The following is a 16,653-nucleotide window of genomic DNA, read 5'->3' on the forward strand; positions in this document are numbered from 1 at the left end:
ATTCGCATGAAACAATATATCATAATCCTGATTCTGCTGGTTTCGGGAGCGCTGACGGCAGCGCCTGCCTTCGCGCAGAAAAGCGGAACCAAACACACCGTAACGGGCAAGGTTACGGACCAGAGCGGCGAACCGCTGATCGGCGCGACCGTACTGGTGACGGGCACGCTGACCGGCGCCAGCACCAACGCCACGGGTGAATATTCGATCCAGGTTACCGAAGGCGCTTCGCTGACGTTCCAGTATATCGGCTATGAATCCAAGACCGAAAAGGTCGGTACACGCACGAAAATCGACGTGAAACTCGAACAGAGCAAGCAGACCATCGACGAAATCGTCGTGATCGGCTACGGCGCGGTAAAGAAAACCGACCTGACGGGTTCGGTGGCCAACGTCAAGATGAGCGACATCAAGGACATTCCGGTGGTATCGGTGGACCAGGCCCTGCAAGGCCGTATCGCCGGAGCCGACATCATGGCCACGACCGGAGAGCCGGGCGCCACGACCTCGATCCGTATCCGCGGCACGCGCTCGATCTCGGCTTCGAACGAACCGCTGATCATCGTCGACGGCATTATCGACGGCATCCACGACCTGAACGACATCAACTCGGCGGACATCGAGTCGATCTCGGTGCTGAAGGATGCCTCGTCGACGGCGATTTACGGTGCACGCGGCTCGAACGGCGTCATCGTGATCACGACCAAGAAGGGACGCGGCGTCGACGGACGGCCCAGCATCACCTTCAAGACCGACCTGGGATTCTCGCAGCTTCCGCGCCAGCTCGACATCATGAACGCCACGGAGTTCGCCCGCTACCGCAACGACTACGCCTATTTCTTCGCAAGCGCCGACGGCAACGATAAAATCGAACCCGACTCGCCGATGTCGAAATACCCCTACCCCAATCCCGAAGCCAAAGGCAAAGGCACGAACTGGGTCGACGCCATCACACGCACGGCACTCTACCAGAACTACGACCTGTCGATTTCGGGAGCCACCGCCAAAAGCTCCTACTACGCCTCGGCCGGATATAACGAAACACAGGGCATCATCGACAACAGCGGTCTGAAACGCTACTCGGTACGCCTCAAAGTCGACCACGAGTTCGCCAAATGGATCAAAGGAGGCTTGAATCTGAGCTACTCCTACCGCGACCAGGACGAGAATCTGGCTACGATCGGCGGAACCAACTGGTGGAACGCCGCCGTCTTCCTCAGCCCGTTCCTCACCCCCACGTCCAGCATGAACGACTTGTGGTACTCGGGACAGAAATTCAACAACCCGCGCATCATGCTCGACCACTGTCTCAAAAACGCACGGCGCATTTCGCTCAACAACAGCGCCTACGCCGAAGTTACGCCCGTCAAGGGGCTGAAAGTACGGAGTCAGTTCACCTACTACTCCTACCAGCGCCACGGACGTTACTACGAACCCGGTTACCTGCCCGCCAAGAAGGAGAACGAAGGCGGCTACGCCTCGCGTGACGAGTACGACGAAACGAGTTTCCTGAACGAAAACACCGTCTACTACGAACTCCGGCCCCAGAGCGGCCACAATTTCGACGTGCTGGCCGGCTACACCGCGCAGATCAAGTACGACAACAACCTGAGTGTCACGGGCCGCGGATACACCCTCGACGAACTCACCTGGAACAACATGGCTGCGGTTCCCGACAAGCAGAACACCTCGATCAGCTCCAACCACACCGATTGGACCAAGATGTCGGTACTGGGACGACTGAACTACAACTACAAGGAGCGTTATTACATCACGTTCACGGCCCGTTACGACGGCGCCTCGAACTTCGCGGCCAACAAGAAATGGGGTTTCTTCCCCTCGGCGGCCATCCGGTGGAATATCGCCAACGAGAAGTTCCTGCAAAAAGCCAAATGGATCGACGAACTGGCCCTGCGCGCCAGCCTCGGACGCACCGGAAACGACGCCATCTCGGCTTACCGTTCGCTGGCGGCCGTCGGCAACTCGACGAGCGGCTACCTGCTGGGCGGCACGCAGCAGTTGGCGGTCTATCCCTCGCGCCTCGCATCGCCCGACCTGACGTGGGAGACCTCCGACCAGTATACGGTGGGAACCGACATCTCGTTGTTCGGCGGCCGGTTCAACGTCACGGCCGACGCCTACCTGATCAAGACCCGCGACCTGCTGCTGACCGTACAGGTCGCCTCGCAGACGGGTTACACCAACTACTTCGCCAATGCGGGACGCACGACCAACAAAGGCTGGGAGCTCACGTTCGAGAGCCGCAACATCGTCCGTCCGAAGTTCCAGTGGTCGACGAGCCTCACCCTTTCGCGCAACAAACAGATGGTAGACGATATCGCCTCGGAGGATTTCGTGACCGCCTACTCGTCGCCTTCGTCGTCGGGAACCACCTACATGATGTACGGCTACAAGAAAGGCTATACGCTCAATGCACTCTGGGGATTCCGCTACGGCGGCGTATGGCACAACGAGCAGGAGGTCAACCGCAACAAAATAACCAAGGCCTACGCCTCGGCCAGCGGCAACACCTTCAAGCCCGGATACGCCCGCTACCAGGACATCAACCACGACGGGGCACTGAACAGCGACGACCTGGTGTACCTCGGATCGGCCGACCCGGACGTTTACGGCGGTATTCAGAACACGTTCAACATCCACAACTTTACGCTGGGCATCTACTTCAACTACTCGATCGGCGGCAAGATTTACAATGTCGCGGAACTTTGGATGGGTAACGGTTCGCCCTACACCAACCAGTACCGTTACATGCAGAACGCCTGGCATCCGGTCCGCAATCCGGATTCGAACCTGCCGATGGCCGGCAGCTACGACGCACTGCCCAGCGACCGCATGGTGCACGACGCCTCGTACCTGCGACTGAAGAACATCTCGGCGAGCTACACCTTCGACCTGCGCAAGGCGACTAAGAACCGCCTGAAGGACATCCGGATAAGCGTCAGCGGCGAGAACCTCTACCTGTGGAAGAAATACAACGGATTCGATCCCGACGTTTCGACTTCGAGTTCCAATTCGGCCCTGAGGCGCGTCGACATCGGTGCATACCCCAAGCCCCGGACCATCATTTTCAGCCTTCAGTTAAGATACTAACACTGCCAAAACCATGAAAACATTCTGTTTCCTGAAAAAATACCTGCTGATGCTGGCGGCAACGGCCGCCCTGCTGCTCAGCGCGTGCGACCTGGACGAACACCCCACGTCGTTCGTAGGGCCCAAGGATTACTATAAGACCCGGGCGCAGTGCCTGGCGGGCCTGAACGCCTGCTACATCCCGATCAACAGCATCTACGACTACTGCTTCCTGATCATGACCGAAGGCGTGACCGACCTGATGTACATCGCCTCGGGAACCAAGGACGCCCAGCTCGACATATCCCCCGCAAAACCGCTCAACGGCGCGAAGATATGGACCCAGTGCTACAAAGGCGTGATGTACTGCAACTCGACCATCGCCGCCATCGAACGTTCGCCCCTGAGCGACATCGAAGAGGCGTCGGAGGCGGATAAAAAACCGCTGCTGGCGGAAGGCATGGTGCTCCGGGCCTACTACTACTGGCTGCTGACCTGCGTCTTCGGCGACGTGCCCTTCTACACCAAGGAGGTCTCGGACAACAAGGTGATGATGGAGATCGCCCACATGGGCCGCATGCCGGCGAAGGACACCCGCGATTACCTGATCGACGAATTACAGCGCTACGTGCCCTCCATGGACCAGGTGCGTTCGTCGGAGATCAGCGACAACCGTATGGGCGCCGCGATGGGCTGGATGATGATCGCCAAACTCGCGCAGTGGAACCATCGTTGGGAAGACGCCCTCGAAGCGCTCGGCGAACTGGAGAAAATCTACGGCGACCTGCAACAGTATCCGCTCGAAGACATCATGTTCCGCAACAAGAACACCCCGGAGTCGATCTTCGAAGTGCAGCGCACCTACACCCCCGGCGGACTGGCCGTCACGACCAACGTAGCGGCCATCACCACCCCGAGCCACAACGGCAAAGGCGTATACGACGGCGTGGAGATTCCCGAAATGGGCACGGCCATGACCACCTGGACCTCCATGCGCCCCAACAGCTACTTCTGCGACGGTCTCCAGACCAAAAAGGGCAACGACAAACGCAAAACGCTGAACATGGCGTGGGAATACGACGGCAAGCCTTTCAGCAACGTGGGAACCCGTCCGTGGCTCGGCCCCAAATTCTGGTGTCCGGGCATGCAGAACACCGCCGACTTCACCAACCAGAAGATATTCCGCTATGCCGACGCCATCCTGATGATGTCGGAGTGTTATGCCGAGCAGGAGAACGTCGACGAGTCGATCCGCTACCTGAACATGGTCAAGGAGCGCGCCGGAATCACGGCTTACACCTACAAGAACATGGAGTCGCTCAAGGAAGAGATCCAGAAGGAACGCGGCCGCGAACTGCTGGGCGAGTTCCAGCGCAAATTCGACCTGGTGCGCTGGGGAATCTGGTATCAGATAACTTACGACTACACCAACTACGCCACGCTCAAGGACAACATCCTTCCCTGCCACGAATACTACCCGATCCCCGACAAGGAGGTCGTCTATTCGGGCGGTGCGCTCGACAACAAGGCCTACAACCAATACGGCATGTAAGCCCCCGGAACGAATAAAAAAGCACAACGATGAAAAATAGACTTACAGACAGCATCTACAAAGCGTGGCGCACGGGCATCCTGCCCCTTGTCACGACGCTGCTCCTGCTGACCGGATGCGAGATGGATTCGGCCATGGACCTTCCGCTGAATGTGGATTCCAACAAATACACGCTCACCGCGGACGCCGGTTCCACCCAGGTGCGGATCTACTCCACGGGCGAATGGTCGGCCCACCTGTCGGAAGACGTGGACTGGGCGACGATCGACCGTCTGGGCGGCGAAGGCAACGGATGGATCACCTTCAAATACGCCGCCAACTACGGCGTACCCCGCACTGTGGACATCCTCTTCAACCGCGGCGGCGGCGAACAGGTAATCCGCATGACGCAGGAGGGCAAAGACCCCATCCTGTCGCTCAAGGAGAGCCGCATCGAGATTTTCAGCAACCCGTGGGACCTCAGCGTCGGCATGGAGAACAACCTCAAGGAGGATTACAGGCAGATCAAGGATACGATCGTCTATTCGGTGATCCCCGACGAGGACGACGACGAAACGCCCGAGCCCGACCAGGAGTGGATCGAAAACCTCGAAATCGGCACCGACGCCGTCACGTTCAGCACGCTGGAGAACACCTCGCCGCGCAAGCGACAGGCTGAGATCACGCTGACCTACATCGACGCCAAAGAGAAGAAACACGCCGTTACGCTGACCGTCACGCAGGCGACCGAGCAGGCCTTCATGACCTTCACGCCCGACCGCGCCAAAACCACGCGCAAGGCCACGACCATCAAGGCGGAACTGAAGCACAACCTGGGCAGCCTGCTCGCCAGCGTGGTTTGCACGCCGACCTACAACGAGGCGTCGACAGGCTGGATCGAGAACATCACGCTCGAAGACAAAACACTGTCGTTCGACGTAAAGGAGAACGACTCGGAGGCTCCGCGCAGCGCGTCGATCGCCTTCACGCTCCCGAACGGGACCGGAACGCTCACGCCCGTCGCGCCGTTCGTCGTCGAGCAGACCTACGAGGCCGACTACCGCACGCTGATCAAGGGCGAAAGCGGCCAGGTGGTAATCAACAACCCCGAGGCCTTCTTCGAGGGCATCGTGATCAGCGACAAGGACAACGCCAACGTGGAGTCGACGCCCAACTCGGCGCCCAACGCCACCGACTATACGGTAAACGCCAAGACGGCCTACGTGCAGATGCTCGACGGCAGCTACGGCTACCGGTTGCAGCTCAATTCGGCCGCAGACAACACGCTGGAACGCTACTCGCAGGTAAAGATCGCACTCAACGGCGTGACCCTCACCAAGGAGGCCAACCCCGAGCGGTATACGCTCAGCGGACTTACGGCGGCCAACATCGTCAGCCAGACGCCCGGCACGGCCAGCGATCTCATCCGCAAGGAAAAGTCGATCGGCCAGCTCACCGACGAGGACATCTACACCTACGTTTCGCTCAAGGAGGTCGAATTCGCCCTGCCCGACGGCAGCTACACCAACGTCAACGAAGGCTACTTCGGCACGGCGAACTTCGTCAGCTGCGTACCCCGCGCGCTCTGCGACAAGAACGGCGGCACGATCTCGATGCTGGTCAACAACAAGACTCCCTGGCGCCGCGACGGAAGCGGCATGCCCAAGGGCAAAGGCACGCTCAGCGGCATCATCGTCCACGACCTCCAGCCCCGCTACGGCTACACCAACGAGGGGTACATCGGCCGTTACTCGGTCCGCGTATTGGAAAAGGAGGAGATCGAACTCGCCGCCTCGGAATCCTCGTCCAACCGCAAGACACTCGTGGAGTGGAACTGGAACGACGCCGCGATCAAGACCAATACCGACGGCACGATCGCCCCGGACCTGGGCAGCGGATCGCTCTGGTGCACCGACCCTGCGGCTACCAATGCGCTGGACAACGAGTATAACGGACTCACGACAGGCGCCGGACTGAACAGCAAAAACGCCCTGAAATTCGAAAACACCTACTGGTGGAATTTCAACGAAAACACGGGCTATGCCGTGGCCCTGAAATTCTCGACCGAGGGCGCCGGCGAGAACCTCTCGCTCAACTTCACCAACTCGCAGGGCAACGCCGGCGGCACGAGCATCTACGGCCCCGTTCACTGGCAGGTGGAATACTCGACCGACGGGGTGAATTTCACCGTAGTGCCCGAATCGGGCTTCTGCGCCCGTCCGTTCGTCTTCTGGGCGTCAACGATGACCTACTGCGCGACGCCGGGTTATGCCGACCGCGTGTTCATCCTGCCGGACGCCCTGCGCAACCAGCCGGAAGTCACGCTGCTGATCAAGGCCCGAAGCACGCAGTGCATCGCCTCGAACACCGCCACGGTAGACCAGGGCGACACAGGCACGATCACCTCCGGCATGGCGACTAACAAGCGTTCGCCCATGCGTTTCGGAACCATAGCCGTAAAGAGTAACAAATAAATCGCCCCGGCGGGGAGGGAACGCCCTCCCCCGCCGAAGCGGTAAAACCTAATTTCGAACATGATGAAACAGATAAAATCACGCTGCCGGAAACTGCTGCTCCCGCTGCTGGGCGGACTGATGCTCACGGCCTGCGAAAAGGACAACGGCGAGGAGACCCGCGTCTCCGAATTCGGACCCGTCAAGAAAGAGATCATAGGCCCCTGGAAAAGCGGCACCGTAAACATACCGGTACTCTCCAACCAACCCTACGATATCGCTTTGATCAACCCCGACAACGGCTGGCTCACGCTCGACACCGAAGGCCGCGGAACGCATTTTACGGGCGACGACCTATTCAAGGTCCACATCTCGACCAACGACGGATTCCCCCGCATGGAGGGCATCCGCCTCTGGACCCACGACCGTGCCGACACCGTATATATCAAGCAGGAAGGCTTCATCAGCCCGGAACTGAGCTTCTCGACCCGCAGCATCACGGTGCTCGGCGACGGCGGGCAGGCAACGGCGCAGCTCACCACCAACCTCGAACTGGAGGACCTCGGGCAGCAGATCGTCTACACGAGTTCCGACGAAGGCGGATGGATCTCGGACCTCGACATCAGCAACGGATTCCTGATCCTTCAGGCCGCTCCCAACGCCGACCCCGAGGCCCTGCGCAATGCGCGTATCACGCTCAGCTACCGCGACGGCTGGAACCGCACCACCGAGTCGACGGTCTACATCACGCAGGCCAACGCCAAGAATGAATTCGGCCACGAAATTTCGTTCGGCGAGGTGCGCGACATGGTAGGCCCCGTCAATCGCGACGTTTTCATCGAGGGACGCGTCATCAGCGACATAGGCAACGGCAACAACGGCGAGAATTCGATGAAGACCATGACTTCGATCGACTACACGGAGACCTACCGCACGGCCTACATCCAGAGCCTCGACGGTTCGCAGGGCTTCATGATCAAGACCGCGACCGAAGACGACAACATCTTCGAACGTTACAGCAAGGTCCGCATCCTGCTCAAGGGCGCGACGGTAACGCAGGAGGTAGACCCCGAACGCTACATCATCAGCAACGTTACTTCGGCGATGGTCATGTCTTCGGTTTCGGGATCGGCTTCCGACATCCCGCAGAAGCGCAAGTATTACAACGAACTGACCGACATGGACATCTACACGTGGGTGACGCTCGCCGACTGTGAACTGCCCGTACGCAAAGGCAGCCTGACGCCGATCAACGAAGGCTACGCACGTAGCACCAATGCCAACCGCGAAACGAAATACCCGATGCTGGTGCGCGACAAGAACGGCGACAGCTTCTACATGCTGACCAACACCACCTGCAAATACCGCCGCGACGGACAGATGCTGCCCTACGGTTCGGGCGACATCTCGGGCGTAGTGGTACACGAAACCCACGACCGCTTCGTCTGGATGGGTTCGCAGGGCATGGGCGACATCGGCCGCTACCAGATCCGCCACCTCACGCGCGAGGATATTGCGCTGGAGAAAGATTTCGCGAACAGCTTCTCGGCCCTTCTGACCGAATACCGCTACGGCAAACTCGAAAGCCGCGTCTTCCGCCCCACGACCGGAGACAACGGCTACCTGACCTTCACCCATCCCGACGAGAAATCGGGCGACGCAGGCTCGGGAGTAAGCGACCCGAGCTACCTCGGCCCCATCGGCAACGAATACAACCTCGACAAAGAGAAACCTTGGGGCGGCACCAATAAAGGCAACATCAACGGAAACGGCGTCGTCGAAAACGGCAAACAAATGTGTACTGACCCCGGAACAAACCACGACGGCAAAGGAAATCTGACGAGCGCGGAATTCTCTGCCTGGACCAACAAGTGCCAATGGTGGAACACCGAAACCGACCGCAGCGAAGCATGGCTGCTCCACTTCTCGACGCAGGGCATCTCGACCAACGTGCTCTCGCTGCAAGTGGCCATTCAGAACCGCGTCATCGGAGGTCCCCGCTACATCAAGGTCGACTGGTCGGAACACGGCGACAACAACCGCGACGACTGGAACCCGATCACCGAATTCCAGGTTCCCGACATCGTGAACTGGTCGCTGACCCTGTACTGGCAATGTGCCGGCTACAAGTACATCAACGTACCCCTGCCGCTCGAACTGCTCGGTAAGGAGGATGTCTGCATCCGCTTCTCGGCCGCCAACCAGAAAGCCGGCGGTAAGGAAGACGACGAATTCGACAACCAGATCATCTCGACGGGAGAGATCGCCTTCTCCTACATCGGCGTCCGCTACAACAAATAAAATCAACCGGAAGCACCCCGCCTGCAAGCCTCTTACAGGCGGGGGCTTTTAAACCGCTCAACCAGAAACAAAATCGTGAAATACCTTTTATTCCTGATCCTTGCCATCCAGGCCGTCCTGCCGGGTTTCGCCGCCTGCGACAGCCGTATCCGCATCGTTCCGCGCCCCGCCTCGGTCGAAGAACTGCCGGGCTCGTTCCGTCTGACGCCGCGCACCCCGATCGTCATCGCCGACGAGCGGCTGCGCACTCTGGCGGAGATTTTCGCCGTTGCAGCCGGGAAACTCACCGGAACAATTCCAGCCGTCACCACCGCGCCCGTAAAACATGCCGTGACGCTGCAACTGCAACCCGGATACGAAACCGAGGAATACCGGCTCGAAATCACCAAACGGGGCATTTCGGTCACCGCATCGACCCCACAGGCTGTACTGCACGGCCTGCGGAGTCTCCAGCAGCTGATCGCAGGCGGCGAAATTCCCGCCTGCATCATCCGCGACAAGCCTTCGTTCGCCTACCGCGGAGCGATGCTCGACGTTTGCCGCCATTTCTTTCCGGTCGAAGACGTAAAAAGCTACATCGACATTCTCTCGTTGCACAAGATCAACCGTTTCCACTGGCATCTGACCGACGACCAGGGCTGGCGGATCGAGATCAAAAAATACCCGTTGCTCACAGAGGTCGGGTCCCGGCGTGCCGAAACGCTCGTCGGCCGTTACGACAAGAACAAGGAAGGTGTTTATGACGGTAAGCCCTACGGCGGTTTCTACACCCAGGAGGAGATTCGCGAGATCGTCCGCTACGCCGCAGATCGCCATATCGAGGTGATTCCCGAGATCGAAGTGCCCGGACACGGGCTGGCGGCCCTGACGGCCTACCCGTGGCTCGGCTGCACGGGAGGGCCCTATGCCGTATGGACCCACTGGGGTATCAGCGACGACGTATATTGCGCAGGCAAGGAGACGACGTTCGAATTTATCGAGAACGTGCTTACGGAGGTGCTCGAACTTTTCCCTTCGAAACTCATCCACATCGGCGGCGACGAATGCCCCAAAGGCCGCTGGAAAGCATGTCCCCACTGCCAGCAGCGCATCCGCGAGGAGGGGCTCAAAAACGAATACGAGTTGCAGAGCTACTTTGTCCACCGCATCGAACGCTGGATGCACGCCCACGGCCGGGAAATCATCGGCTGGGACGAGATTCTGCAGGGCGGCATCTCGAAAACCGCGAACATCATGTCGTGGAACGGCATAGAACCGGGCATCAAGGCGGCCCGAAAGGGAAATCCCGTGATCATGACGCCCAAATGGTACTGCTATTTCGATTACAGCCAGACCTCCGATCCCGAGCGTTACGAACCGCTGGGCAATACCCGTTACGTCTCGGTACGGCAGGCCTACCGCCTCGACCCCTGCGATCAACTGACGCTCTCAGAGCGGAAACAGATCATGGGTGTGCAGTGCAACCTCTGGACAGAGTACATCGCAGACATCAAACACGTCCAGCACATGGTCCTGCCGCGCATGGCGGCCCTTTCCGAAGTGGGCTGGGCTTATGACCGCAAGGATTACAACGATTTCGTACGGCGGATTCCCGCGCTGGCAGCCATCTACAAAGCCGAAGGATACAACTACGCGCCCTATCTGTTCGAGGGTATCGAGTAGCGTATTCTGCATTTCACACGGAACACCCCGCAGGTCGCAGGACCCTGCGGGGTGTTTTCGGATGCACTGCACCGACCGCCGGAGACTCGGCGCTGCTCCCGACGGGGATATACAAGGTCCGAGACCCGGAATCGCCGCGGACGAAAGCGGTTATTTTTCAGACACGTAAAACCACCGGCCCCCTTCGAACTCGGCTTTGACCTTCCGGTTCTCCCAGCGGACGGAAAACACGAACAGGTAGTCCCGCCGCCCTGCGGCGGTTTCAATCGGCAACGATATCTCTATCCGGGTGAGCTTATCCGCATCCCGCAGCAGATTCTTGAATACCCACCGCCGGAGGTCGTAACTGTAAAAAACCCGGCTCTTAACGGCGATCGACTCCGAAATGCCAGTTCCTTTCACGACCACGGAAGGAACCTGTGCATCGTGTCTGTCGAGCAACCTCACGCCCCGGTGAAATACGCCCTCCCCGGTATTCGAAATTCCATCCACGAAAACGGCGTCATCCCAGATGATCCGGAAATTGGAGTCGCTTTCATTGGACAGAAAAAAATCGACATGCGTAGGTTCAAAGGTGAAAACGATGCGGATTACGGAATCCCGGTACACGGGCGTCGTGAAACCCTGCTCATTCCCGGGATTGCCGATAACGCCTTCCGGGGCGTTCGCGACCTCGACAGACTCCAAACAGACCCGATAATAGTCCATTTTATACCTCTTCGGCTTGGCCTGCGAGGATAGAGGGAGCGCCAGCAACAGCATGACGAACGGTAAGAAAAGTCTCATAGCTCAATATTCGGAATTCTTCCGAATTTACGGTTTTATTTCCGGTCCGCCAAATTTGGAAACCTCCAAAAATACATCCGGATCCCACTTCGCCGGAAACCGCACCGCCACCGCCGCTTTTTACGCCGCCGTCTCCGTCCGCGACAGCCCCGCTCCGGGGCTTCGGCGGCACGCGGCTATGATCTGCAAATCCCTACGGGGATAAATAAACGAAGAGGAGGGAAGTCTCCGAAAAAATTCAAAACTTCCCTCCTCTTCATTTACACGCCTGCGGCGTTTTGCGAATCATCGTCCCCGTTACGAACCGAAGTTGTCGTAGAGGATATTCTCCGGCGGCACGCCGAGGTTGTCCAGCATCTTGACAACCGATGCGATCATCATCGGAGGTCCGCACATGAGGTAGATGCAGTCCTCGGGAGCCTGGTGGTTCTTGAGGTAATTCTCGTAAAGCACGTTGTGCACGAAGCCCGGCGTATATTTCACCCCGGCGGCGTCTGCCGCGGGATCGGGACGGTCGAGCGCAAGGTTGAACTTGAAGTTGGGGAAATCCTTCTCGATCTGGTGGAACTCGTCGAGGTAGGGAACCTCCTTCAGCGCACGCGCACCGTACCAGAACGACACCGGTTTGCCGGTCTTCTCGGTCTTGAACAAATGCATCAGGTGGCTGCGCATCGGAGCCATGCCCGCACCGCCGCCGATGAAGATCAGCTCCTGCGTATCGGGCAGGTTGTCCGGCAGGAAGAACTCGCCGTAGGGGCCCGAAATGGTCACCTTGTCGCCCGGTTTGCGCGAGAAGACATACGACGAGCAGATACCCGGGTTGACCTTCATGAAGCCGCCCGTAGCCTTATCGAACGGAGGCGTAGCGATACGGATGTTGAGCATGATGATGTTGCCCTCGGCCGGGTGGTTGGCCATCGAATAGGCGCGGAACGTCGGTTCGGGGTTGGTGGTCACCAGGTCCCACATCTTGAACTTGTCCCAGTCCTCACGGAACTGCGGCTCGATGTCCATGTCGGAGAACTTGATGGCGTCGTATTTCGGAATGTCGATCTGGATGTAACCGCCGCTGCGGAACTTGAGGTTCTCGCCCGCGGGCAGTTTCACGACGAACTCCTTGAGGAAGGTCGAAATGCTGCGGTTCGAGACCACCTCGCACTCCCACTTCTTAACGCCCAGGACAGCCTCTTCGACGTGGATTTTCATATTTTCCTTCACCTTCACCTGACAGCCCAGACGCCAGTGGTCCTTGGCCATCTTACGCGAGATGAAGCCCGTTTCGGTGGGCAGGATGTCGCCGCCGCCTTCGAGCACCTGGCATTTGCACATGCCGCACGAACCGCCGCCGCCGCAGGCCGAAGGCAGGAACACCTTGTTGTTGGCCAGCGTCGCGAGCAGCGTCGAGCCGCTTTCGGTCGTGATGACCTTCTCGCCGCCGTTGATGTCGATCGTCACATCGCCCGAAGAGGTCAGTTTCGCCTTCGCATAGAGAAGCAGTGCGACCAGCACGAGCGTGATCACCAAAAAGGCTGCGATCGCTATTAAAATCGTTGTAGTCATTTTTTCAGAATCTCTTTTTAAAGGTTAGAACTGAATGCCCGAGAAGATCATGAAGGCAATGCCCATCAGACCGGTGATGATGAAGGCGATGCCGGGGCCCTTGAGCGCCGCGGGGATATGCGAATAGGTCGTCTTCTCGCGGATGGCGGCCATCATCACGATCGCCAGCCACCAGCCCAGGCCCGAGCCCAGACCGTAGACGATCGACTGCCAGAGCGTCGAAAGCTCGCCGCCGTCGACCTTCTGCTGCATGAACAGCGAGCCGCCCATGATGGCGCAGTTCACGGCAATCAGCGGCAGGAAGATTCCCAACTGGCTGTAAAGCGTCGGCGAGAACTTCTCGACGATCATCTCCACCAACTGCACGAAAGCCGCGATGGTGGCGATGAAGACGATGAACGACAGGAAGTTCAGGTCCACGCCTTCGATGAGCGCATTGGCCTTCAGCACGTATTCGTACAAGAGGTAGTTCAGCGGGACGGTCATCACCATCACGAACGTAACGGCAGCGCCGAGTCCCAGGGCCGTCTTCACGCTTTTCGACACGGCGATGTAGGAACACATGCCGAAGAAGAAGGCGAAGACCATGTTGTCGATAAAGATCGACCGGATAAAGATATTCAATGATTCCATACGTTATCCTCCTATTTTTCCTGTAAGTCCTTGTTACGCGAACGGTGCACCCAGATGATGCAGCCCACGATGATCAGCGCCATCGGCGGGAAGAGCATCAGTCCGCAGTTCGAATAGAAGCCGCCCTCGGCCATGTACCAGCTCTCGGGGATGATGCGGAAGCCCAGAAGGCTGCCCGAACCGAAAAGCTCGCGGAAGAAGGCCACGATCACCAGAATCAGGCCGTAACCGAAACCGTTGCCGATACCGTCGAGGAACGAAGCCCAGGGCTTGTTGGCGAGGGCGAAAGCCTCCACGCGGCCCATGACGATACAGTTGGTGATGATCAGGCCGACGTAAACCGACAACTGCTTCGAGACTTCGTAAACGAAGGCTTTGAGCACCTGGTCGACGAGAATTACCAGCGCGGCGATAACGACGAGCTGAACGATGATGCGGATACGCGAGGGAACGCCGTTGCGCAGCAGCGACATCACGAGGTTCGAGAATCCCGTAACGACCGTAACGGACAATGCCATAACGATGGCGGGCTTGAGCTGTACGGTGACGGCCAGCGCCGAGCAGATACCGAGGATCTGCACGATGACCGGGTTGTTCGCAGAGAACGGTCCCGTCAGGAATTTCAGGTTCTTAGCCGAAAACAAAGGCTCTTTTTCCATCTTACTCATTGTTTTCTACATTTTCTTCGTTAGACACTTCTGCCGAAACGGGAGCCGCAGCGGTACGCTTGGCCTCCAGCAGGGGCAGGTAGTTCGAGAGGCTGTTCTGAAGCATCGCCGTCACGCCGTCCGAGGTCTTCGTACCGCCCGAAATGGCATCTACCTCGTGCGCGAGGTCCTTGGCGCCGCCCTTGCGGAGCTTCACCGAGACGAACTTGTCGCCGTCGAAGATCGTCTTGCCGACGAAATTGGCCTGGTACTTGGGCGTCGAAATCTCGGCGCCGAGGCCCGGGGTCTCGCCCTTGTGGGCCATGATGATACCGGCTACGGTATCCATGTCCTTCTCAAGCGCCACATAGCCCCAGATCGGGCCCCAGAGGCCCATGCCCGTTACGGGAATGACCACGCGGCCGTCCTTGGCCTCGAAGACCGGGAACTTGCCCGCTTCGAAGGTTCCCGGCAGGTCGTTGAGCAGCGCGAAAACGTCTTCGCCGTCGATCCGCTTACCGTCCTTGTCCACGACATAGGCGTCGATATACTCGTCGTAGGACTGATCCTGTGCCGAGAGCGACGCGAGGATGTTCTGCTTCTTCTCGTTCAGGTCGTTAGCATCCTGACGGGGTTTGAGGGCAAGGGCCGCCACGGCCAGTAACACGGCCACGACGACGACCATCACCGTCGAGTACATAATAATATAGGCGTTGCCGTTCTTGTCGCTCAGCAGACCCTTTTTCTCCTGCTTCAGTTCCGTGAACTCCGAAGCGGGAACTCCGCAGACAGGGCAGTTAGCGGGCGCGGCGTCTCCTTCGTGGATATAGCCGCAGACATTGCATCTGAATTTTTTAGTTGCCATAGTCTCCCCTATTTTACGAGTTTAACACGTTTCTTGCGGCGCGAAATATTGGCCTCGACCACGTAGTAGTCCACCAGCGGCGCCAGCGCATTCATAAAGAGGATCGAAAGCATCATGCCTTCGGGATAGGCCGGGTTCACCACGCGGATCAGCACGGCCAGCGCTCCGGTCATCAGACCCACGATATACTTGCCCTTGTTGGTCTGGGCCGAGGTCACGGGGTCCGTAGCCATGAAGACCGCACCGAAGGCGAAACCGCCGACGATCAGATGCCACCAGGCGGGATAGGTCGTCACGCCGAGCGCCTGGAACAGGTAGCCCATCGCCAGTCCGCCGACGAATACCGAAACCATCGTACGCCACGAAGCGATGCCCGTGAAGAGAAGGATCGCAGCGCCGATGAGGATGGCCAGCGTCGAAGTCTCGGCGAACGATCCGGGGATAAAGCCCAGGAAAGCGTCCAGCGGCGAGTAGGCCATGGCGCCGGTCGTCGAGAGCTGCTCGAGGGCCGTTGCGCCCGTGATGCCGTCGACATGTGCGCCCATCATCGTCCAGTCGGAATACCAGACCGTCTCGCCCGACATCGAAGGAGTGTAGGCGAAGAAGGCGAAGGCACGCGCCAGCAGCGCGGGATTGAAGACGTTCATACCCGTACCGCCGAAAACCTCCTTACCGAAGACCACGGCGAAAGCCGTCGAAAGTCCCACCATCCAGAGCGGAGTCGACACCGGCATGATCATCGGGATCAGCAGACCCGAAACGAGGAAACCCTCGTTGACCTCGTGGCCGCGCGCCTGTGCGAATCCGAACTCGATGCCCAGACCCACGATATACGAAACGCAGACCATCGGCAGCACACGCACCAGACCGTAGAAGAAAGCCGTGAAGCCCTCCAATCCGACCTGGATACCCGTATTGTAGCAACCGAAGAAGAACGCCGGCATCAGCGCCACGACGACCATGATCATCGTACGTTTCATGTCGTTGCAGTCGCGGATATGCGCGCCCTTCGAGGTAGTGGTGTTGGGTACGAAGAGGAACGTTTCGAATGCATCGAACGTCGACTCCAGAAAGCCCAGTTTACCTCCTTTGGAGAAGGTGGGCTTGATATTATCCATTAATTTA

Annotated in this window: 11 protein-coding genes; 5 read left to right on the forward strand and 6 right to left on the reverse strand. The window is 58.7% G+C overall.

All coding sequences use genetic code 11. The annotated features are described in order from the left end of the window. The first annotated feature begins 6 nt into the window (after window positions 1–6). The 5 genes from I2E69_RS08265 to I2E69_RS08285 all read left to right on the forward strand — a co-directional run bounded on the left by I2E69_RS08265 (window position 7) and on the right by I2E69_RS08285 (window position 11,037). On the forward strand, window positions 7–3,111 hold the full coding sequence (locus tag I2E69_RS08265; RefSeq protein WP_195460675.1) for a SusC/RagA family TonB-linked outer membrane protein: 3,105 nt from the start codon (window positions 7–9) through the stop codon (window positions 3,109–3,111). A 13-nt stretch (window positions 3,112–3,124) separates the two neighbouring features. Next, window positions 3,125–4,642 carry a RagB/SusD family nutrient uptake outer membrane protein gene (locus I2E69_RS08270; RefSeq protein WP_195460677.1) on the forward strand — a complete coding sequence of 506 codons (1,518 nt, stop codon included), beginning with the start codon at window positions 3,125–3,127 and terminating at the stop codon, window positions 4,640–4,642. Between the two features lie 29 nt (window positions 4,643–4,671). Further along, window positions 4,672–7,095 carry a BACON domain-containing protein gene (locus I2E69_RS08275; RefSeq protein ID WP_195460679.1) on the forward strand — a complete coding sequence of 808 codons (2,424 nt, stop codon included), beginning with the start codon at window positions 4,672–4,674 and terminating at the stop codon, window positions 7,093–7,095. Between the two features lie 60 nt (window positions 7,096–7,155). Then, window positions 7,156–9,375 (forward strand): BACON domain-containing protein, encoded by a 2,220-nt coding sequence (locus tag I2E69_RS08280; protein ID WP_195460681.1) that lies wholly within the window; start codon window positions 7,156–7,158, stop codon window positions 9,373–9,375. A 75-nt stretch (window positions 9,376–9,450) separates the two neighbouring features. Then, complete coding sequence (locus I2E69_RS08285) at window positions 9,451–11,037, forward strand: beta-N-acetylhexosaminidase (protein ID WP_195460683.1); 1,587 nt, start codon at window positions 9,451–9,453, stop codon at window positions 11,035–11,037. Window positions 11,038–11,187: 150 nt separating this feature from the next. On the opposite strand, the gene I2E69_RS08290 is transcribed toward I2E69_RS08285, so the two are convergent. The 6 genes from I2E69_RS08290 to nqrB all read right to left on the reverse strand — a co-directional run bounded on the left by I2E69_RS08290 (window position 11,188) and on the right by nqrB (window position 16,646). Next, window positions 11,188–11,823 (reverse strand): hypothetical protein, encoded by a 636-nt coding sequence (locus I2E69_RS08290; RefSeq protein WP_195460685.1) that lies wholly within the window; start codon window positions 11,821–11,823, stop codon window positions 11,188–11,190. Between the two features lie 297 nt (window positions 11,824–12,120). Continuing rightward, window positions 12,121–13,383: an NADH:ubiquinone reductase (Na(+)-transporting) subunit F gene (nqrF, locus tag I2E69_RS08295; RefSeq protein ID WP_195460687.1), complete on the reverse strand. Its 1,263-nt coding sequence runs from the start codon at window positions 13,381–13,383 to the stop codon at window positions 12,121–12,123. 24 nt (window positions 13,384–13,407) lie between these two features. Further along, window positions 13,408–14,016 carry an NADH:ubiquinone reductase (Na(+)-transporting) subunit E gene (nqrE, locus tag I2E69_RS08300; RefSeq protein WP_195460688.1) on the reverse strand — a complete coding sequence of 203 codons (609 nt, stop codon included), beginning with the start codon at window positions 14,014–14,016 and terminating at the stop codon, window positions 13,408–13,410. Between the two features lie 11 nt (window positions 14,017–14,027). Next, a complete protein-coding gene (locus tag I2E69_RS08305) occupies window positions 14,028–14,675 on the reverse strand; it encodes an NADH:ubiquinone reductase (Na(+)-transporting) subunit D (RefSeq protein WP_195460932.1) in 648 nt (215 codons plus the stop codon). Between the two features lies 1 nt (window position 14,676). After that, window positions 14,677–15,528 carry an NADH:ubiquinone reductase (Na(+)-transporting) subunit C gene (nqrC, locus tag I2E69_RS08310; protein WP_195460690.1) on the reverse strand — a complete coding sequence of 284 codons (852 nt, stop codon included), beginning with the start codon at window positions 15,526–15,528 and terminating at the stop codon, window positions 14,677–14,679. A gap of 8 nt (window positions 15,529–15,536) precedes the next feature. After that, window positions 15,537–16,646 carry an NADH:ubiquinone reductase (Na(+)-transporting) subunit B gene (gene nqrB, locus I2E69_RS08315; protein WP_195460692.1) on the reverse strand — a complete coding sequence of 370 codons (1,110 nt, stop codon included), beginning with the start codon at window positions 16,644–16,646 and terminating at the stop codon, window positions 15,537–15,539. Window positions 16,647–16,653 lie beyond the last annotated feature (7 nt).

It is taken from the genome of Alistipes sp. D31t1_170403_E11 (assembly GCF_015553985.1).
Classification (GTDB): Bacteria; Bacteroidota; Bacteroidia; order Bacteroidales; family Rikenellaceae; genus Alistipes; species Alistipes montrealensis.